The sequence below is a fragment of the Microbacterium sp. NPDC055683 genome (genome assembly GCF_053617895.1).
Genome location: NZ_JBSHGQ010000005.1, coordinates 91,952 through 110,378 on the forward strand (window position 1 = coordinate 91,952; position 18,427 = coordinate 110,378).

Annotated in this window: 18 protein-coding genes; 6 read left to right on the top strand and 12 right to left on the bottom strand. The window is 71.3% G+C overall.

Translation table 11 applies throughout. The features are described from left to right. Positions 1-5: 5 nt before the first annotated feature. Entirely contained in the window at positions 6-1,043 is a 1,038-nt protein-coding gene (locus tag ACWGPF_RS03700; protein ID WP_452331537.1) for an aldo/keto reductase, read from the bottom strand. A gap of 162 nt (positions 1,044-1,205) precedes the next feature. Between ACWGPF_RS03700 and ACWGPF_RS03705 the strand changes: the two genes are divergently transcribed. After that, a complete protein-coding gene (locus ACWGPF_RS03705; RefSeq protein WP_452331538.1) occupies positions 1,206-1,742 on the top strand; it encodes a pyridoxine/pyridoxamine 5'-phosphate oxidase in 537 nt (178 codons plus the stop codon). Between the two features lie 6 nt (positions 1,743-1,748). Here ACWGPF_RS03705 and ACWGPF_RS03710 read toward each other — a convergent pair whose 3' ends face one another. The 6 genes from ACWGPF_RS03710 to ACWGPF_RS03735 all read right to left on the bottom strand — a co-directional run bounded on the left by ACWGPF_RS03710 (position 1,749) and on the right by ACWGPF_RS03735 (position 6,123). Next, positions 1,749-2,264 carry an N-acetyltransferase family protein gene (locus ACWGPF_RS03710; protein WP_452331539.1) on the bottom strand — a complete coding sequence of 172 codons (516 nt, stop codon included), beginning with the start codon at positions 2,262-2,264 and terminating at the stop codon, positions 1,749-1,751. A gap of 71 nt (positions 2,265-2,335) precedes the next feature. Beyond that, the gene (locus ACWGPF_RS03715) at positions 2,336-2,683 is read right to left on the bottom strand and encodes a TIGR02611 family protein (protein ID WP_452331540.1); all 348 of its coding nucleotides are present in this window, start codon (positions 2,681-2,683) and stop codon (positions 2,336-2,338) included. Positions 2,684-2,735: 52 nt separating this feature from the next. Then, entirely contained in the window at positions 2,736-4,208 is a 1,473-nt protein-coding gene (purF, locus tag ACWGPF_RS03720; protein WP_345437074.1) for an amidophosphoribosyltransferase, read from the bottom strand. Between the two features lie 6 nt (positions 4,209-4,214). After that, positions 4,215-5,345: a phosphoribosylformylglycinamidine cyclo-ligase gene (gene purM / locus ACWGPF_RS03725; RefSeq protein WP_452331541.1), complete on the bottom strand. Its 1,131-nt coding sequence runs from the start codon at positions 5,343-5,345 to the stop codon at positions 4,215-4,217. Positions 5,346-5,380: 35 nt separating this feature from the next. Continuing rightward, positions 5,381-5,704 carry a potassium transporter Trk gene (locus ACWGPF_RS03730; RefSeq protein ID WP_452331542.1) on the bottom strand — a complete coding sequence of 108 codons (324 nt, stop codon included), beginning with the start codon at positions 5,702-5,704 and terminating at the stop codon, positions 5,381-5,383. A 50-nt stretch (positions 5,705-5,754) separates the two neighbouring features. After that, positions 5,755-6,123, bottom strand: a complete 369-nt coding sequence (locus tag ACWGPF_RS03735; protein WP_452331543.1) for a sterol carrier family protein — start codon at positions 6,121-6,123, stop codon at positions 5,755-5,757. A gap of 111 nt (positions 6,124-6,234) precedes the next feature. On the opposite strand from ACWGPF_RS03735, the gene purD reads away from it, so the two are divergent. Further along, positions 6,235-7,497: a phosphoribosylamine--glycine ligase gene (gene purD / locus ACWGPF_RS03740; RefSeq protein ID WP_452331544.1), complete on the top strand. Its 1,263-nt coding sequence runs from the start codon at positions 6,235-6,237 to the stop codon at positions 7,495-7,497. Between the two features lie 41 nt (positions 7,498-7,538). Here purD and ACWGPF_RS03745 read toward each other — a convergent pair whose 3' ends face one another. From ACWGPF_RS03745 to ACWGPF_RS03765, 5 genes are all read right to left on the bottom strand, one after another. Further along, positions 7,539-8,591, bottom strand: coding sequence for a DUF998 domain-containing protein (locus tag ACWGPF_RS03745; RefSeq protein WP_452331545.1), 1,053 nt, complete (start codon positions 8,589-8,591; stop codon positions 7,539-7,541). A gap of 51 nt (positions 8,592-8,642) precedes the next feature. Continuing rightward, positions 8,643-10,559 (bottom strand): DEAD/DEAH box helicase, encoded by a 1,917-nt coding sequence (locus tag ACWGPF_RS03750; RefSeq protein ID WP_452331546.1) that lies wholly within the window; start codon positions 10,557-10,559, stop codon positions 8,643-8,645. 68 nt (positions 10,560-10,627) lie between these two features. After that, positions 10,628-11,707, bottom strand: coding sequence for a hypothetical protein (locus ACWGPF_RS03755; RefSeq protein WP_452331547.1), 1,080 nt, complete (start codon positions 11,705-11,707; stop codon positions 10,628-10,630). Continuing rightward, a complete protein-coding gene (locus tag ACWGPF_RS03760; RefSeq protein WP_452331548.1) occupies positions 11,704-12,699 on the bottom strand; it encodes a glycoside hydrolase family 43 protein in 996 nt (331 codons plus the stop codon). The genes ACWGPF_RS03755 and ACWGPF_RS03760 overlap by 4 nt, the downstream gene beginning before the upstream one ends. Continuing rightward, a complete protein-coding gene (locus ACWGPF_RS03765) occupies positions 12,696-13,937 on the bottom strand; it encodes a family 1 glycosylhydrolase (protein WP_452331549.1) in 1,242 nt (413 codons plus the stop codon). Before ACWGPF_RS03765 ends, ACWGPF_RS03760 begins: the two co-directional genes overlap by 4 nt. A gap of 119 nt (positions 13,938-14,056) precedes the next feature. On the opposite strand from ACWGPF_RS03765, the gene ACWGPF_RS03770 reads away from it, so the two are divergent. From ACWGPF_RS03770 to ACWGPF_RS03785, 4 genes are all read left to right on the top strand, one after another. Beyond that, positions 14,057-15,067 (top strand): LacI family DNA-binding transcriptional regulator, encoded by a 1,011-nt coding sequence (locus ACWGPF_RS03770; RefSeq protein ID WP_452331550.1) that lies wholly within the window; start codon positions 14,057-14,059, stop codon positions 15,065-15,067. Between the two features lie 135 nt (positions 15,068-15,202). Next, positions 15,203-16,471 carry an extracellular solute-binding protein gene (locus tag ACWGPF_RS03775; protein ID WP_452331551.1) on the top strand — a complete coding sequence of 423 codons (1,269 nt, stop codon included), beginning with the start codon at positions 15,203-15,205 and terminating at the stop codon, positions 16,469-16,471. Positions 16,472-16,543: 72 nt separating this feature from the next. After that, entirely contained in the window at positions 16,544-17,518 is a 975-nt protein-coding gene (locus ACWGPF_RS03780; RefSeq protein WP_452331552.1) for a carbohydrate ABC transporter permease, read from the top strand. Beyond that, entirely contained in the window at positions 17,515-18,408 is an 894-nt protein-coding gene (locus ACWGPF_RS03785; protein WP_452331553.1) for a carbohydrate ABC transporter permease, read from the top strand. The genes ACWGPF_RS03780 and ACWGPF_RS03785 overlap by 4 nt, the downstream gene beginning before the upstream one ends. The last annotated feature ends 19 nt before the right edge of the window (positions 18,409-18,427 follow it).

Consider the following 18,427-nt stretch of genomic DNA (forward strand, 5'->3'; position numbering starts at 1 on the left):
CGCCGCTACACCGAGCCGCCCGAGAGGGCGGCGAACTCCTCGAGCGCGGCCACGGCGTCTGCCGGCAGCTCGGCGCGGCTCGCCGCCACGGCGTCGTCGATCTGGCTGGGACGCGACGCTCCGATGATGGCCGTCGTGACGACGGGGTCGCGCAGCACCCAGGCGATCGCGAGCTGCGGGATCGAGAGGCCGACCTCCCTCGCGACGCCGTCGATGCCGCGGATGCGGCGCAGGTAGTCGTCGGTGATGGCCGACTCGTTCAGGAAGAAGCTGCCGGCGGCCCTCGACCCCGGCGGGACGGTGCCGTCGAGGTACTTGCCGGTGAGCAGCCCCTGAGCGAGCGGCGAGAACACGGCGCTTCCCACCTGCAGGTCCCGCAGGGCCGGGAACAGCTCGGCCTCCGGCGTGCGGTCGAACAGCGAGTACCGGGGCTGGTGCACGAGCAGCCGCACGCCCTCGGCGGCGAGCAGCTCGTGCGCGCGGCGCACGAGAGGCGCGGGGTAGTTGGAGACCCCGACGTAGAGGGCCTTGCCGCTGCGCACGATCGATGCGAGGGCGCCGACGGTCTCCTCCAGCGGCGTCTCGGGATCGGGACGGTGGTGGTAGAACACGTCGACGTAATCGAGGTGCGTGCGCGCGAGCGTCTGGTCGAGCGAGCTCACGAGGTACTTGCGCGAGCCGCCGTCGCCGTACGGTCCCGGCCACATGTCGTAGCCGGCCTTGCTCGCGACGAACAGCTCGTCGCGGTAGCGGCGCAGGTCCGACTCGATCACGGCGCCGAACGTCGACTCCGCAGCCCCGTACGGCGGGCCGTAGTTGTTGGCGAGATCGATGTGGACGACGCCCCGGTCGACCGCGTGCAGGATGATCTCGCGCTGGCTCTCGAACGAGCGATCGCGCCCGAAGTTCTGCCACAGGCCGAGCGAGATGCGCGGCAGGCGCACGCCGCTCGCGCCGGCGCGGAGGAAGGGGACGTCGTCGTAGCGCGTGTCGGCGGCGACGTGCGTCGGGCGCAGTCGGGGGTCGTCTGCGGCGATGGGCATGGCACTCCTCGGCGAGCGGGCGGATGGGGGTGCCGCGTCTGACGAGAGCGGCACCGCGATGCTACCGCGGGAAGCGGTTACCGGGGTAGGTCAGGCGATGCTGGCTCGCGCGACGGGGCGACGGGGCGACGGGGCGACGGGGCGACGGCCTACTCTGGTCGGATGAGCGACCTACGAGAGCGCCTGAGAGCTCTTCCGCCGTTTCCCGACGACCTGCCGACCTTCGACATCGGCGCCATACCGAGCGATCCTCTCGACCTGTTGCGTGCGTGGATCGACGACGCCATCGCATCGGGCGAGCGCGCCCCGCACGCGTTCACGCTCACCACAGTCGACGCGGACGGCGGCCCTGCGAGCCGCACGCTGGTCGTGAAGGACGTCGACGAGCGGGGAGTGCAGTTCGCCGGCCGGCGAAGCTCGCGGAAGGGCGTCCACCTCGAGGCGGACCGCCCCGTCGGCGTGCACGTGTTCTGGCGCGAACTCGGGCGGCAGGTCGAGCTGACGGGGCGGGCCGTCCCGCTCTCCCCCGCCGAGTGCGCCGCCGACTGGCTCGCCCGACCGACGTCGGGTGGCGAGGTCGACCCCGACTGGCAGGTGTGGGCCATCCGCCCCGAGCGGGCGAGCTTCTTCCAGGCCGCGCATGATCGCGTGCACACGCACCTCGTCTACACGCGCGACAGCACCGGATGGCGGCGCTGACGCCGCTCAGCCGGCCGGCGTCGCGCGGTCGTCGAGCACGAGCTGCAGGAACGTGAGGTCGAGCCATCCGCCGAACTTCTCGCCCACCTGGCGGAGCGTGCCGGTGTTCTCGAAGCCGAGCCGCTCGTGCAGCGCGATCGACACCGCGTTCGACGCGTCGACCGCGGCGATCATGACGTGCATGCCCTGAGCGCGGCCGCGCGCGATGAGCGCCTCCATGAGCGTCCTCCCGAGACCGCGACCGCGCTGATCGCCGCGCACGTACACGGAGTGCTCGACGGTGTGCCGGTAGCCGTCGTGCGGTCGCCACGGGCCGTAGGTCGCGTAGCCGACGGCCTCGTCGGCGTCGTCGACCGCGACGATCACGGGGAACCCGTCGCCCTGCCGCTGAGCGATCCACGCGGCGCGGTTCTCGACCGACACGACCTCGTCGTTCCAGATCGCGGTCGTGTGCACGACGGCGTGGTTGTAGATCTCGGCGATGCGCGCGGCGTCGCCCTGGTGGGCGTCTCGGAGGGTCATGGCGGGGGCTCTCGATCGGGGCGGCGGCGAATCGGGTCGCCGGGCGGCACGACGACCGCACCAGCGAGACTCTACGACACGCGCCGCCGCGCGCGGCGTGCCTTCCACCAGGCCCAGAACTGCTCGAGCCGGCGCTTCAGCCATCCCGCGGCCCGACGTGCCCAGCCGAACTCGGTGCCGAGCACGGCGAGCCCGGTGAACACGATGAGCCACCCCGGGCCCGGAAGCGGCACGAGCAGCAGGCCGCCGACGGTGAGCACGCCGCCGACCGTCCCGACCACAACACGGTAGCTCGCGTCCACGGCGCGGTTGCGCGCGATGAGCCGGCGCGTGGCGCGCCCCGCTCGCGCGATCGGGGAGACGGCGACATCGGCGGTCGTCTCGGGCGTCGGCTCGACCGTGGGCGCATCCCGTTCCATGGCGGGAGTCAACACGATATAGCTCGAAATGCGCTGGGCGCCGCGCGGCGGACTAGGATCCCTGCGTCTGCTCCACCCAGCCGAGGTACTCCTCGCTGACGGTGCCCGTGACGTAGCGCCCGTCGAAGCAGCTCATGTCGAGGTCGGCGAAGGCCTGGCCGCCCGTCGCCCCCTCGACGATGGCATCGCGCAGGTCGTCGACCTCCTGGTAGACGAGGTGGTCGCAGCCGAGCGCCTCCGCGATCTCGGGGATCGTGCGGCCGTGGGCGATGAGCTCCTTGCTCGAGGGCATGTTGATGCCGTACACGTGCGGGTAGCGCACGGGCGGGGCCGCCGAGGCGAACGTCACCGACTTGGCGCCGGCGTCGCGGGCCATCTCGATGATCTGCTTGCTCGTCGTGCCGCGCACGATGGAGTCGTCGATGAGCAGCACGTTCTTGCCGCGGAACTCGCTCGACATCGCGTTGAGCTTCTGACGCACGCTCTTCTTGCGCACCGCCTGCCCCGGCATGATGAAGGTGCGGCCGATGTAGTGGTTCTTGTAGAAGCCCTCGCGGTACTCGATGCCGAGGACGCGCGCGACCTCCATGGCCGCGGGTCGCGACGAGTCGGGGATGGGCATGACGACGTCGATCTCGTCGAGCGGCACGTGCTTCGCGATCGTCGCGGCCAGCTTCGCGCCCATCCGCAGGCGCGCCTCGTACACCGAGATGCCGTTCATGATCGAGTCGGGGCGGGCGAGGTAGACGTACTCGAACGAGCACGGCGAGAGCTGCGGGGCGTCGGCGCACTGCTTCGAGAACAGCTCGCCCTCGTCCGTGATGAACACGGCCTCGCCCGGCTCGATGTCGCGGACGACCTCGTAGTCGGCGTTCTCGAGCACGAGCGATTCGCTCGCGACGACCCATTCGTCCTTGCCGTCCTCGGCGGTGCGGCGCCCCAGGATGAGGGGGCGGATGCCGAACGGGTCGCGGAACGCGAGCAGGCCGTAGCCGGCGATCACCGAGATGACCGCGTAGGCGCCCTCGATGCGGCGGTGCGTGCGCGCGACCGCCTCGAAGATGCGCTCGGGATCGAGGTCGACCGGCGAGGTCGTCGCCTGCAGCTCTCCCGCGAGCACGTTGAGCAGCAGCTCGGTGTCGCTCGACGAGTTGAGGTGCCGCCGGTCGCGCTGCGCCATGTCCTGCGTCAGCTCGCGGGTGTTCGTGAGGTTGCCGTTGTGGATGAGGATGAGCCCGTACGGCGCGTTCACGTAGAACGGCTGGGCCTCCTCCTCGCTCGAGGCGGTGCCCTTCGTCGCGTAGCGCACGTGGCCGAGGCCGACGTTGCCGAGCAGCGCACGCATGTCGCGCGTGCGGAAGCCCTCGCGGACCATCCCGCGCGACTTGCTCATGTGCATGACGCCGTTCGGCTCCGCCGTGGCGATGCCCGTGGCGTCCTGCCCGCGGTGCTGCAGGAGGAGGAGTGCGTCGTAGATGTCCTGGTTGACGGGGCCGCGACCGACCACTCCGACGATGCCGCACATGGGGTGTTACTTCGCTCCGTCCGCGTACGCGCCGACGAGGCGGACGGCGCCGCCGTCGACCCCCTTGGCGCCCTGCTCGAATTCCCCGGCCGGCGCGGCGCCCGTGTGCACGGTGCCCGCCTGCCAGGCGTGGATGCCGTCGGCCGCCAGGGCCGCGACGGCCGCGTCGACGCGCTCGGGCGCGATGACAGCGAGGAACCCGATGCCGAGGTTCCAGGTGCCCTCGCTCGACTCGAGCGACGAGCCGGCGATGCCGCTCAGCACGCGGAACACGGCCGACGGCGACCACGTCGAGCGGTCGACCTCGGCCCAGGTACCCTGCGGAAGCACGCGTGCGAGGTTCGCGGCGATGCCGCCGCCCGTCACGTGGCTGAGCGAGTGGACGTCGTCACCCAGCGCGTCGATGAGGCGCAGCAGCGGCGCCGTGTAGAGGCGAGTGGGCTCGAGGAGCGCCTCGCCCCACGTCGTGCCGAGGTCGTCGGAGCGGTCGCCGTAGCCGATGCCCGCACCGGAGAGGATGTGCCGCACGAGCGAGTAGCCGTTCGAATGCAGCCCGCTCGAGGCGAGGGCGAGGACGACGTCGCCGTCGCGGACGCGCTCGGCGCCCAGGACGCGGTCGGCCTCCACGACGCCCGTCGCGGCACCCGCGACGTCGTAGTCGTCGACGCCGAGGAGCCCGGGGTGCTCCGCGGTCTCTCCGCCGACGAGCGCGGTGCCCGTCGCGGCGCACGCGTCGGCGATGCCGCGCACGATGTCGGCGATGCGCTGCGGGAAGACCTTGCCGCACGCGATGTAGTCGGTCATGAAGAGCGGGCGGGCGCCGACCACGACGATGTCGTCGACGACCATGCCGACGAGATCCTGGCCGATCGTGTCGTGCTTGTCGATCGCCTGCGCGATGGCCACCTTGGTGCCCACGCCGTCGGTGCTCGTCGCGAGGAGCGGACGGCGGTAGTCGCGCAGCGCGGCGGCGTCGAAGAGGCCGGCGAAGCCGCCGACGCCTCCGAGCACCTCGGGGCCGTGCGTCGCACGCACCGACGACTTCATCAGCTCGACGGCGAGATCGCCGGCAGCCGTGTCGACGCCGGCTTCGGCGTAAGAGGAGCGGGGGGATTCAGGGGTGGGATCGAAGACCACTGGACAAGGATACCGGCCGCGCGACGCGCCCGGATTCAGACCTCGTCGACCGACTCGTGCGCGACGCGCACATCGCGCGTGCGGCGGCCGATCGTCCAGTCCAGGACGAGGGCGACGAGCATGCCGAGCAGGATGCCCGCCGGCACGCACCAGAGGAGGATGAAGCCGAACGCCTGCGACGGCGAATACACCACCTCGGTGAAGGGGCTCGCCTCCGACGTGCCATCGAACACGGTGGCGAGGATGAGCGTCGCGACGAGACCGACGGCGGCCCCGAGCGCGGCGAAGACGCCGTACTTCGGAGCGCGGCGCACCTTCGCGACGTCGACTTCCGTGCGCAGTGCAGGGGTCTCGGACATGGCCTCTATTGTCCCACCGCGTTCCTGGGAACCGTCTCCCATGCGCCGCCTCAGAACAGCACGGGGAGCAGCGGCGAGATGTCCGCCCGTACCCCCGACGCCGCGATGCGGCCGGCGGCGAGCTCCTCGTCCCACTCGCGCTCGCCCGTGGCCAGCGCGATCCAGACGGCTGGCTCGATCTCGACGACGTTCGGCGGAGTCCCGCGCGTGTGCCGCGGCCCTTCGATGACCTGGACGGCGCCGAACGGCGGCACCCGCACCTCCACGCTCCCTCCGGGCGCGCGCTCCTCGAGGAGCTGCAGGAGATAGCGGACGGCCGTCGCGAGCGCGGTCCGCGCGGGCTTCTCCCCCGCGGCGAGCGCTGCGCGAGCCGCGTCGATGGCCGCGCGGCCGTCTCCCGTGTCGATCCTGCGGGCCATCCGCCAGCCTCCTGTCGTGCGGGCGGCCTGTGCACCGCCCTGTCCACGGTAGTCGGCCGCTCGCGCAGGAGGCGTTTTCCCGCGGGCGGGCCCGTCGGTAGGCTCGGGGGCGTGAAGATCCTCGTCCTCGGCTCGGGCGCGCGCGAGCACGCCATCATCCTCGCCCTGCGCTCGGAGGGCGGTCACGAGCTCCTGGCTGCGCCCGGCAACGCGGGCATCGCGCGCGACGCCGAGATCGTCGACGTCGACATGCTCGACGGCGCCGCCGTGACGTCGTTCGCCAACGCGCACGGCGTGAACCTCGTCGTCGTGGGACCCGAGGCGCCGCTCGTGGCGGGCGTCGCCGACGTGCTCCGCGCCCACGGCATCCCCGTGTTCGGCCCGGGCCGTGCGGCCGCGGCGCTCGAGGGCTCGAAGGCGTTCGCGAAGCGCATCATGGAGGAGGCGGGCGTCCCGACGGGCCGCGCGACGAACGCCGCGACGCTCGACGAGGTCGCGGCGGCGCTCGACGCGTTCGGCGCACCGCACGTCGTCAAGGCCGACGGGCTCGCCGCGGGCAAGGGCGTCATCGTCACGTCGGACCGCCAGGCGGCCCTCGACCACGCCGCGGAGTACCTCCCCACGGGCCCCGTGCTCGTCGAGGAGTTCCTGTCGGGACCCGAGGTCTCGCTCTTCTTCCTCAGCGACGGCGACACCGTGCGCGCGCTGAGCCCCGCACAGGACTTCAAGCGCGCACTCGACGGAGATGCCGGCCCCAACACCGGCGGCATGGGCGCCTACTCGCCCCTGCCGTGGCTCGCCGAGCGCTTCGGCGACGAGGCGGCGTTCGTCGCGCAGGTGACCGACGAGGTCGCCCTGCCCGTCGTCCGGCAGCTCGACCGCGAGGGCACGCCGTTCATCGGCCTGCTCTACGCGGGTCTCATCCTCACCGACGCCGGCGTGCGCGTGATCGAGTTCAACGCGCGCTTCGGCGACCCCGAGACGCAGGTCGTGCTGCCGCGCCTCGAGACTCCGCTGTCGCGCCTGCTCCTCGCCGCCGCGACGGGCACGCTCGAGGACGAGGGCGCGCCGCGGTTCTCCTCCGACGTGGCCGTCACGGTCGTCGTCGCGAGCGAGGGCTACCCCGAGGCGCCCGTCACGGGCCGCGTCATCGACGGCATCGACGAGGCGGACGCGATCGACGGCGTGCACGTCGCGCACGCCGCGACGAAGGAGGCGGATGGTGGTCTCGTCGCGACGGGCGGCCGTGTGCTGAACGTCGTCGCGACGGGTGCCGATTTCGCCGAGGCGCGCGAGCGCGCGTACCGCGGCGTCGCGGCCATCCGGCTCGAGGGCTCCCAGCACCGCACCGACATCGCCGCACGCGTCGTCTGACCCGGGGCGGTAGCCGGGCCATCCGCTCGATGCCCCGTGCGTCATCCCGCGCGCAGATGTGCTCGGGCGGATGGCCTCGCCTCGTCGGGTGCGAGCGCCGCGAGCGTGCGCAGCAGGCTCGAGAGCCACACCAGCGCGAGGCCCGCGGCGACCGCCTCCAGCGCTGTGGCCGAGTAGATCGCGAACGGACGCCACAGCAGGACGGCGCCAGCGAGCCCGACGGCGACGCCGGCCGTCGTCCAGATGAGCGATCGGGGGCGTCCGGGCACGATCGCCGTGGTCGCGACCGCGACGACGGCGAGGAGGCCGAGCGCGGCGAATGCGCAGACGTTGTGCGCGACCTCGGCGCGATGGAGGGGAAAGGCGCCGACACCCGCGAGCGCCAGGCCGGCGAGAGCGAAGAGCGCGACGACCCATCCGATGCGCCCGATCGCCTCATCGCCGAGGAGGCGGTGCAGGTCGCGGCCGACGTACGACCCCAGCGTCGCGAGCAGCAGGCCGGCGATGACGAGCGTGCCGTTGAACGCCCAGGCGCTGTGGCCGGCGCCGAGCTGCGAGAAGTTGCGCTCCCACCACCGCGGGTCGGTCGCGGTGAGCATCGAGAACAGCGTGCCGGCGACGACGAACGCGAAGAGCAGCGACACGAGGTCGCGCGTGCGCAGCCGCATCCCGAGCGCGTAGGCCCCGGAGCACGCCGCCGCCGAGGCGATGCCCGTCAGCAGTCCGCCGCCGACCGCGGGCACCTCGAGCTCGTCGAGCCCGGCGGCGAGCACCTCGCCCGCACACAGCACGCCGAGCGCGCTCACGCCCGCCGTGGCGAGGCCGACGCAGACGTCGGACAGCCTCGACACGGCCCTCTGCCATCCGGGCATCGGCACGGTCTCGGCGTGGCGGTGGCGCACGGTGCTCACGGCGAAGGCGGCGCCCGCCAGCACTGCCACGACGACCGCGGCCGGCACCCCGATCGACCCCTCGCCCGCGAGAGGACGCGCCACGCCCCACAGCAGGGCGGTGCCGACGATCGTGCCGACCGCGAAGCCCGCCCAGCCCGCCGTCGTCACGGCGACATCGTCTCGGAGCGCGTCGTCGGCCATCCCGCTCATCGAATCACGGATGGCCGACATGCGCCCGTCGCGGCGCTCCCGTCAGTGGCGGGGCTTGCGCGGCGGACGGTCGTCGCCACGGTAGCCGCCCCGGTCGCCGTCGCGCGCGTCGCCGCGGCCGCCATCCCGGTCGCCTCGATAGCCCCCGCGACCGCCGCCGCGGTCGTCGCGGAACCCGCCGCGCCCTCCGCGGTCGTCGCGGAAGCCTCCGCGCCCGCCGTCGCGGTCGAACCGGCCGCCGCCGCGCGGGCCGCCCGTCGCGCGGAACGGCCGCGAGTCGGGCTTGATGTCGATGAGCTGCCCGCTGATGCGGGTGCCCGAGAGGCGGTCGAGCGTCTCCGGGGAGAGGTCCGACGGCAGCTCGACGATCGAGAAGTCGGGGCGGATGTCGATGCGCCCGAAGTCGTCACGGCGCAGCCCGCCCTCGTTGGCGAGTGCTCCGACGATCTGGCGGGGCTCGACACGCTGCCGTTTGCCGACCTCGATGCGGTACGGCGACAGGCCGGGGCGGGGCCCGCGCTCCTCACGGGGCCCGCGGTCGCCGCGGTCGTCGCGGTCCTCGCGCGGCGCACGCGCCGGGCGCTCGCGCCGCGGCGGGTCAGGCGGCAGGAGCAGCGGCGTCTCGCCCTGAGACACGATCGCGAGCGCAGCGGCGACATCGCTCTCGACGACATCGTGGTGCGAGACGTAGTGCGCGATGATGTCGCGGAACTCGGCGATCCGCTCCTGGTCGGCCAGCGCGGCCGTGATCGCGTCGTCGAAGCGGCTGAGGCGCGTGACGTTGACGTCCTCGGCGGTGGGGATCTGCATCTCCGTGAGCGGCTGGCGCGTCGCGCGCTCGATGGCGGTCAGCAGCCGGCGCTCGCGCGGCGTGACGAAGCTGATCGCGTCGCCCGTGCGGCCGGCGCGGCCGGTCCGGCCGATGCGGTGGACGTACGACTCCGTGTCGATGGGGATGTCGTAGTTCACGACGTGCGTGATGCGCTCGACGTCGAGGCCGCGCGCGGCGACGTCGGTCGCGACGAGGATGTCGAGCCTCCCCGACTTCAGCTGCTCGACCGTGCGCTCGCGCTGCGCCTGCGCGATGTCGCCGCTGATGGCCGCGGCGGTGTACCCGCGCGCCCGCAGCTTCTCGGCGAGCGTCTCGGTCTCGCTCTTCGTGCGGACGAAGACGATCATCCCGTCGAAGTTCTCGACCTCGAGGATGCGCGTGAGCGCGTCGACCTTCTGCGGGTACGACACCATGAGATACCGCTGCGTGATGTTGGCCGAGGTGGTCGTCTTGCTCTTGACCGTGATCTCCTCGGGATCGTGCAGGTGCTGCTGCGAGATGCGGCGGATCTGCGCGGGCATCGTCGCCGAGAAGAGCGCGACCTGCTTGTCGTCGGGGGTGTCGGCGAGGATCGTCTCGACGTCCTCCGCGAAGCCCATCTTGAGCATCTCGTCGGCCTCGTCGAGCACGAGGAACTTCAGATCCGACAGGTCGAGGGTGCCCTTGTCGAGGTGGTCCATGACACGGCCGGGCGTCCCGACGACGATGTTGACCCCGCGGCGGAGAGCCGACAGCTGCGTGCCGTAGCCCTGCCCGCCGTAGACGGGCAGCACGTGCACGCCCTTCATGCGCGCCGCGTACTTCTCGAACGCCTCGCACACCTGCAGGGCGAGCTCCCGCGTCGGGGCGAGCACGAGCGCCTGCGGCGTCTTCGCCGAGGTGTCGAGCTGGTCGAGGATGGGCAGCGCGAACGCCGCGGTCTTGCCCGTGCCCGTCTGCGCGACGCCGAGGACGTCGCGCCCGCCGAGGAGAAGCGGGATGGTCTGGGCCTGGATGGCCGAGGGCGTCTCGTAGCCGACGTCCTTCAGGGCGCGCAGGACGGCGTCGCCGAGCCCCAGATCGGCGAAGACGGGGGTGCTCTCGACCTCCGCCGCGACGGGCGTTTCGGACGACTCGGTTGATGCCATGCCTCAACGCTATGCCGCCGGGCGCGTTTCCGCCCCTTCCGCGCCCGGATCCGGGCGCGGCGAGGGCGTCACCAGGGGCTGGGGGCGACTCCGACGACGATGTCGTGGCTCCCTCGGGCGCCCCGCACGGTCGTCGCCTGAACGAGCTCGCCATCCGCGTTCTGCAGCACGGTCTGGCTGTAGCCCGAGCCCTCGTCGAGCGCGCGCACGGCGGGGACGGGCAGGGCGAACGAGCGCCACGGGCCGTCGTCGATGCGCACGAGCCCGCGGTCCACGGGCTCGCCCGCCGCGTCGAGCGCGAGGCGCCCGGTCACGATGACGACGACCCGTCCCTCCTCGTCGACCCGCCACGTGATGTTGGGGGTGCCCGACGGCGCCGTGCCGTCGTCCGCGACGAGCCGCGTGCCGAGCGCGTCGGGGGCGCCCCAGTCGAGCCCGTCGGCAGACTCCAGCAGGTGGATCGGCACCTCCCGCGGTCCGACGACCTCGATCACGGCACGCCGGCGGCCGTCGGGCATCTCCCCGGTCGAGACGAACATGCCGGGGCGCGAGAACCGGTCGCCCACGCCCGAGACGAGCTCGGCATCCGACCAGTGCACGCCGTCGACGCTCGCGCGCCGCGTGATGACCTGCAGCATCCCGTCGGCCTTGCGCCGCTCGTCGGCGAGGAAGCAGACGAGCGAGGCGCCGACGAGGTCGAGACACGGCTCCCACACGGCCGTCGTCTCCGACGTCGGCCGCCAGTCGTACTCCGCCGGACCTCCGGTGTCGACGACGGAGACGAACGACCAGGTCCGCGCATCCGCGCTCTCGTAGAGGACGATGTTCGTCTCGGAGCCGTCGGCGGGGAACGCGTTCCCCGCGAGGAGGAGCGTCCCCGCCGGCCGCCCGGCCCACGGGGCGGGAAGCTCGTACACGATCGGCTGGTATCGGTTGCCGGCGTGGAAGCGCACGTCCGCCACCTCCGAGACGAGCTCCCACTTGCGCCCGCCGTCGTCGCTGCGCCAGATCGGGAAGACCGCGCCCCATGGGCCGCGCTCCCGGTAGATCTCGGCCGTGAGGAGGAGGGCGCCGCTCGTCAGCCGGGTCATCCGGGTGTAAAGCGGTCCCCGCTCCCCGTCCTCGCCGCGATGGAGCACGGTGCTCACGCGATCGCCTCGGCGCCCATCGGCCGCACGGGCCACGCCGCCGTCACCCTCGCCCGCTCGTCCGCCGTGATCGGGACGACCGATCCGTGGCGCAGGCGCGGCGGCAGCTGGTCGGCGGACAGGCGCCACGCGCCGGAGGCGAGGTCGTCGGTCTCGAAGACGCGGTAGCCCGTGCCCCCGCCGTAGGGCGGCCAGTCGACGAGCAGCAGCCAGGTCCGTCCGTCGAGCGCGCGCACGACGATGGGACCCTCGCCGTGGGAGATGTCGTCGCCGCCGATGCCCTCGGCCAGCAGCTCCCACGCCGCGCCGATGCGTCCCTCGGTCCTCACGAGCGGGTCGACGCTGCGCTCCTGGAAGACGAGCATCGTGTCGGGCTGCTCGTCCTTCGTGAAGCGGTGGTAGACGCCTCCCTCGCGCACGAGGGTGGAGTCGATCGTGCCGTAGCCGTCGCCGCGGCGCACGTCGATCCAGACCTCCGCGGGGGTGAAGGTGCGGAAGTCGGTCGTCGTCGAGAGCATCATGCGGTTGTAGCTGCCCGCGACGGCGCGATCCTGACCGGGCTCGTAGAGGTTCGATGCCCAGTAGACGAGGTAGACGCCGAGTTCCTCGCTCCACAGCGACTCGGGCGCCCAGACGTTGCCCGCCCGCTCGTCCATGACGGTCACGGCCCGCGGCCCCTCCCAGGCGACGAGGTCGTCGGACTCCCAGATCAGGATGTCGCGGCTGCCCGTCTCCTGCGCGCGGAGGAAGTCGCCGATCCCGTGCACCTTGAGATCGGTCGCGAGGATGACCCACGTGCCGTCCTGCCTGCGGAGCAGGAACGGGTCGCGCACCCCGCCCGTGCCGGTCTGCGAGACGAGCACCGGCTCGCCGTCGTTGACGAGATCCCACTCGGTCAGCGACGCTCCGCGGCTCACCGCGAAGTGCACCTGCTCCGCGCCGTCGCGGTCCTCTCCCGTGAAGTGGACGAAGAGGTAGGAGTCGTAGGTCATGCGGGGTCTCCTGCGTGGAAGCGGAATCGGTCGGCGACGGGGTTCGCCCGGCGGTCCAGACCGCCCGGCGTCTCGACGAGGTCGTAGAGCCCCATCGTGAGGAGCGACGCCTCGCGGGACGTCTCGGCGTGGCGGTAGGTCCATTCGTACATGTCGAAAAGCGGCCACCACGTGTAGCCCACGACCGGCACGCCCTCGTCGCGCAGCCGGCGCACCGCGGCGACGGAGGCGTCGAGCCACGCGACGCGCACGTCGGGAGCGTCCGTCACGCACGTCTCGGTGAGTATGACGGGGGCGCCGTAGCGATCGGCGTAGGTGCGGATGAGCTCTTCGAGCCCCTCGACGCCGCGATCGGCCGTGGGCCACGGGTCGACGAAGCCGCCGACGTGCACGACGCCCTCCTCCATGAGCTGCGTCGAGTGGCGCGGGTAGTAGTTGACGCCCATGACGTCGGGCCGCACGGCGTTGTCGCGGAACCAGGCGAGCAGGGCGTCGTCGGCTCCCGACGCCCGCAGGCTCGCGTTCAGCGGATGGCCGTCGTCGACGGCCCCCGTGACGAGGTCCTCCGTGAGGAACGACTGGGCGCGCTGGAGCGCGACGAGCTCGCGGTGCCCGCCGTCGACATCCCCCGAGAAGAGGAGGGAGGCGTCGACGTGCACGAAGGTCGCGCGATCGCCGAGCACCTCGGCGATACCGCGCTGTGCGCGCACGAACCCCTCGGCGAGCGCGAGCGAGATGCGGTTGTACCCGTCTTCGCCGGACAGCTTCGGCGGCCAGTAGGCCGCCTCTCCGCAGAACCGCGCGTGGATCATCGGCTCGTTGACGGGCGTGTAGTCGACGACCGTGTCGGCATAGCGCTCGGCCGTGCGCACCGCGAAGTCGGCGAAATGCCGCGGGAAGTCGGGGTGGGCGAACTCGCGCTCGATCCACAGCGGCGTCCCGTAGTGGAGCAGGTCGATGACGGGGCGCACGCCCACCTCGCCGAAGCGGGCGATGACGGCATCGACCCACGACCACTCCCACACTCCGGGCTCGGGGTTGACGACATGCCAGGGCACGCCCCACCGCAGGAACTCCGCTCCGACGCCCGCGGCGAGCCCGAGGTCGTCATGCCAGCGGTCGTAGTGCTCGGTCAGCGCGTACTCGTCGAGCGCGCGCTCGCCCGGACCGGACTGGGGGATGAAGGTGTCCTCGATCCCCAGACCGAAATGCAGGCGGCCGTCGTCGTACCAGCGCATGAGGCATCCTTTACATCGTTGTACCAGAGGCACGGTACCCAGGTGCGCCGTCAACGTCAAGATGGTTCTATATCGTTGTAGAAGCGCATCGCCGTCGATGCGCGCCGACAGGGGGTCCCATGCCAGCCACCATGCGCGACGTCGCCGAGCTCGCCGGGGTGTCCGTGAAGACGGTCTCCAACGTCATCAACGGCTACCCGTACATCAAGGTCGCCACGCGCGAGCGGGTCGAGACCGCGATCGCGCAGCTCTCCTACGAGGTGAACGTCACCGCACGCAACTTGAGGCGCGGCAGCACCGGCGTGATCGGGCTCGCCCTGCCCGAGCTCTCGCTGCCCTACTTCGCCGAGCTCGCCGACTCCGTCATGGACGCGGGTCATCGAGCCGGCCTCACCGTCGTCATCGAGCGGACCCGCGGCGATCGCGACGAGGAGCTGGCCGTCCTCACGAGCACCTGGAGGTCGTCGACCGACGGCCTCCTCTTCAGCCCGCTGGGGATGACGCCGGAGGACGAGCCCCTCATCCCCGACGGCGCGCCGATCGTGCTGCTCGGCGAGCGCGTGTTCAGCCCGCGGTTCGACCACGTCACGATGGACAACATCGAGGGCGCCCGCGCCGCCACGGCGCGCCTCATCGCACTCGGCCGCCGCAGGATCGCGGCCATCGGCGTCCATCCCGGCGAGGCGATGGGCTCGGCGGCCCTGCGCTTCGCGGGGTACCGCGCAGCTCTCGCAGAGGCCGGCATCCCCGACGATCCCCGCCTGCACGGGGCGACGCAGCTCTGGCACCGCCCCTCGGGCGCCGCCGCCATGGCGTCGGTACTCGACCGCGGCGTCGTGCCGGACGCGGTCGTGGCGTTCAACGACGCCCTCGGCCTCGGCGCGATGCACGAGCTCCAGCTGCGCGGCTACGAGATCCCCCGCGACGTCCTGCTCATCGGGTTCGACGACATCGAGGAGACGCGGTACGCGCGACCGACCATGAGCTCGGTCGATCCGGGACGGGAGTTCATCGCCGACACGGCCGTGCGCCTGCTGCGCGAGCGGATCGCCGGAGGGACGGCGAGCTCTCCGCGGCTCGTGACGGCGCCGCACCGCGTCATCGACCGGGCGTCGACGACCCTGGGCTGATCTATCGGAGGACGGGCCTTGCGGGTCGTTCTACATCGATGTATCTTCACTTCCGGTAGGCATCTACAACGATGTAGGAATCCTGGCGGAACACCGTCGACTCCAGGACGACTGCACGCGATCAAGGAGGATCCCATGCACCGAAGGGTCAGGCTCACAGCTGCCGTCGCCCTCGCGGCCACCGTGCCGCTCGCCCTCGCCGGCTGCGGCGGCGGCGCGAGCGGAGGCGCGACGACGAACGAGTCGGGCGCGACCGAGCTCACCATGTGGCACGGCTACACCGAGGCCGACGGCGAGGTGCTGCAGAGCATCGTCGACGGCTTCAACGACTCGCAGGACGAGTGGCACATCTCGACGGAGGCCATCGCCTGGACGAGCATCTCGGAGAAGCTCGTCTCGTCGCTCAGCGCGAAGAACGGCCCCAACCTCGTCGTCCAGGGCGTCGACACCGGGCTCGGCTACGCCGAGCAGGGCGCGTTCCAGTCCATCCAGGCGTACTACGACGACGACTCGTACGAGAACACCGACGTGTTCTACCCGCAGCTCCTCGACCAGGTGGACTTCGACGGCGAGCTGTACGGCAACCCCATGGGGACGACGGCCTTCGCCGTCTACTACAACGCCGATCTATGGGAGGCCGCCGGCCTGACCGACGCCGACTTCCCCACCACCATCGACGAGCTGATCGAGCTCGCGAAGAAGCTGACGATCGACGAGAACGGCGACGGCGAGCCCGAGCAGTACGGCTTCGCCCTGCCCGACCAGGACGCGGGCGTGCTCTCGACGCTGCTGCACTCCGGCGGCGGCGACTTCATCACCGACGGCGTCAACCACCTCGACTCCCCGGAGAACGTCGAGACGCTCGAGAAGTGGCAGTCGGCGTTCGTCGACGACCACATCAGCCCGACGGGGATGACCTCGACCGACGCCATGGAGCTGTTCGGCTCCGGCCGCGCGGCGCTCATCCTCAACGGGCCGTGGGAGATCACCTCGGCGGAGAGCTTCGGCGTCACGCCGGGCATCTTCCAGTGGCCCGGAGACTGGGTGGCGGGCGTCGCGAACTACTGGTACGCGACGAGCATGAACGACACCGACGAGGAGACCGCCGGCATCTACGCGTTCTTCGACTGGTGGAACTCGCACGAGAACCAGGTGGAGTGGACGAAGTCGTACTACCCGCCGAACCGCACCGATGTGACGGAGGACGAGTTCTTCGATCCGATCGTGGCCACGCTCTCGGGCTTCTCCGACCAGGCGCACTACTACGCCACGGGCATCTCGACGACCGTGACCGACATCACGGCCGAGACCGACTCGATGACGACGCAGATCATGCAGGGCGGCGATGTCGCGCAGCTGCTCTCCGAGACGTCCGCGAAGGTCGACGGCTACCTCGGCGACTGAGCGCCCGCCCCTCTTCCGACCGCCGGAGCCGCCGTCCCGACGGCGGCTCCGGCCCCGAGAAACGGATTCCGGATGTCCGCATCGACACTCGAGACGAAGGCCGTGACGACCACCCGGCGCCGCGGCTACCGGCCGCCGCCCCCGCTCGGCGGCCGCCGCCGCGGCAACGTCATCGCGCGCCGCAGGAACCTCAGCGCGTTCCTCTTCCTGCTCCCCGGCAGCCTCGTGCTGCTGCTGTTCGTCTTCTACCCGACCCTCACGACGCTCAGCGTGTCGTTCACGGACGCGTCGGGCCTCAACATCCCGCAGTTCATCGGCCTCGAGAACTACGTCAAGGCGTTCACCGACCCCGACTCGCTCAACGCGATGTGGAACACGATCGTCTACGCCGTGTTCTACGCGCCGCTCGTCATCATCGCGGCGCTCGCGCTCGCCCTCCTGCTCAACCGCAAGGACCTGCCGTTCCGGAGCTTCCTGCGCACCATCATCTTCCTGCCGTTCATCATCTCCATGGCGGTGTCGGCCCTGGCGTGGACGTTCCTGATCGATCCGAACACGGGGCTCATCCCCTACTGGTTCTCGCTCATCGGCATCCAGCTGCCCGATGTGCTCCAGAGCACCACGTGGGCGATGCCCACGGTCGTGCTCGTCGCCGTCTGGAAGAACTTCGGCTACTTCATGGTCATCTTCATCGCCGGCCTGCAGGGCATCTCCGGCGAGCTGTACGAGGCGGCGAAGATCGACGGCGCGAACGCCTGGAGCCGCTTCCTGCACGTGACGCTGCCGGGGCTGCGCAGCACCATGACGTACATCATCATCCTCGCCGCCAACGGCGCGTTCCAGACGTTCGACCAGATCTACGTCATGACGCAGGGCGGCCCCCAGCGCATGACGGAGACCCTCGTCTACCGCATCTACACGGAGGGCTTCACAGGCTTCCGCCAGGGCTATGCGGCGTCGCTGTCGTTCATCCTCATGCTCATCACGATGACGGTGGGGGTCATCCAGCTCATCATCAACGCCCGGCAGGAGAAGGATCTGCGATGACCACCGCGCTCGTCACCACAGGGCGCCCGGCTCCGGCCGGGCGCGGGATCGGCGTCGGCGCGCTGCGCCACCGCACCGGCCAGCTGCTCGCGATCGCCGTGTGCCTGCTCGCCGCGCTCGTCTGCGCGTTCCCCATCCTCATCGTCCTCATCACGGCGTTCACGCCGTCGAACGAGACGCTCAGCTACCCGCCGACGCTGCTGCCCGACGCGTGGACGCTCGACAACTTCGCCGAGGTCTTCCGCCGGCTCCCCGTGTGGGATCAGCTGCAGAACACGATCGTGATGTCGATCGGCGTGACCGTGCTCTCCCTCCTCCTCGACTCCGCGGCGGCGTATGCGCTCGCGTGCATCGACTTCCGCGGTCGCGGGCTGCTGCTGGGCGTGTTCATCGCGACCATGATGGTGCCGTTCCAGGCGCTCCTCATCCCGCTGTACCAGATGCTGTCGGAATGGGGGCTCATCGGCACCATGGTGGGGCTCATCATCCCGCGCGCGTCGGATGTGGCCGGCATCTTCCTGCTGCGGCAGTTCTTCGTGATGATCCCGCGCGACCTCGACAACGCCGCCCGCATCGACGGCGCGAGCGAGTTCCGCATCTACTGGAGCATCATCCTGCCGAACGCGACGGCGGGTCTGCTGACGCTCGGCCTGTTCAACTTCATCGGCAACTGGAACGACATGATCTGGCCGATGATCATGACGAACGCCGCGGAGGACCGCACGCTCGTCGCGGGGCTGGCGCTGCTCAACGGCACGGCCCAGGGAGTCATCCCCTATGGAGTGAGCATGGCGGGGGCGCTGATCTCGGTGGTCCCGATCGTCATCGTGTTCGCGATCGTGCAGAAGCGGTTCATCGAGGGCATCGCGTCCTCGGGCATCAAGGGCTGACTCCGCGGGCACGCCCCGC

Coding starts and splice junctions, on each gene's coding strand:
- ACWGPF_RS03780 (WP_452331552.1), top strand. CDS start 16,544: ATGTCCGCATCGACACTCGAGACGAAGGCCGTGACGACCACCCGGCGC.
- ACWGPF_RS03745 (WP_452331545.1), bottom strand. CDS start 8,591: ATGGCCGACGACGCGCTCCGAGACGATGTCGCCGTGACGACGGCGGGC.
- ACWGPF_RS03710 (WP_452331539.1), bottom strand. CDS start 2,264: ATGACCCTCCGAGACGCCCACCAGGGCGACGCCGCGCGCATCGCCGAG.
- ACWGPF_RS03735 (WP_452331543.1), bottom strand. CDS start 6,123: ATGGCCCGCAGGATCGACACGGGAGACGGCCGCGCGGCCATCGACGCG.
- ACWGPF_RS03700 (WP_452331537.1), bottom strand. CDS start 1,043: ATGCCCATCGCCGCAGACGACCCCCGACTGCGCCCGACGCACGTCGCC.
- ACWGPF_RS03760 (WP_452331548.1), bottom strand. CDS start 12,699: ATGACCTACGACTCCTACCTCTTCGTCCACTTCACGGGAGAGGACCGC.
- purF (WP_345437074.1), bottom strand. CDS start 4,208: ATGTGCGGCATCGTCGGAGTGGTCGGTCGCGGCCCCGTCAACCAGGAC.
- ACWGPF_RS03770 (WP_452331550.1), top strand. CDS start 14,057: ATGCCAGCCACCATGCGCGACGTCGCCGAGCTCGCCGGGGTGTCCGTG.
- ACWGPF_RS03785 (WP_452331553.1), top strand. CDS start 17,515: ATGACCACCGCGCTCGTCACCACAGGGCGCCCGGCTCCGGCCGGGCGC.
- ACWGPF_RS03765 (WP_452331549.1), bottom strand. CDS start 13,937: ATGCGCTGGTACGACGACGGCCGCCTGCATTTCGGTCTGGGGATCGAG.
- ACWGPF_RS03730 (WP_452331542.1), bottom strand. CDS start 5,704: ATGTCCGAGACCCCTGCACTGCGCACGGAAGTCGACGTCGCGAAGGTG.
- ACWGPF_RS03775 (WP_452331551.1), top strand. CDS start 15,203: ATGCACCGAAGGGTCAGGCTCACAGCTGCCGTCGCCCTCGCGGCCACC.
- ACWGPF_RS03705 (WP_452331538.1), top strand. CDS start 1,206: ATGAGCGACCTACGAGAGCGCCTGAGAGCTCTTCCGCCGTTTCCCGAC.
- ACWGPF_RS03750 (WP_452331546.1), bottom strand. CDS start 10,559: ATGGCATCAACCGAGTCGTCCGAAACGCCCGTCGCGGCGGAGGTCGAG.
- ACWGPF_RS03715 (WP_452331540.1), bottom strand. CDS start 2,683: ATGGAACGGGATGCGCCCACGGTCGAGCCGACGCCCGAGACGACCGCC.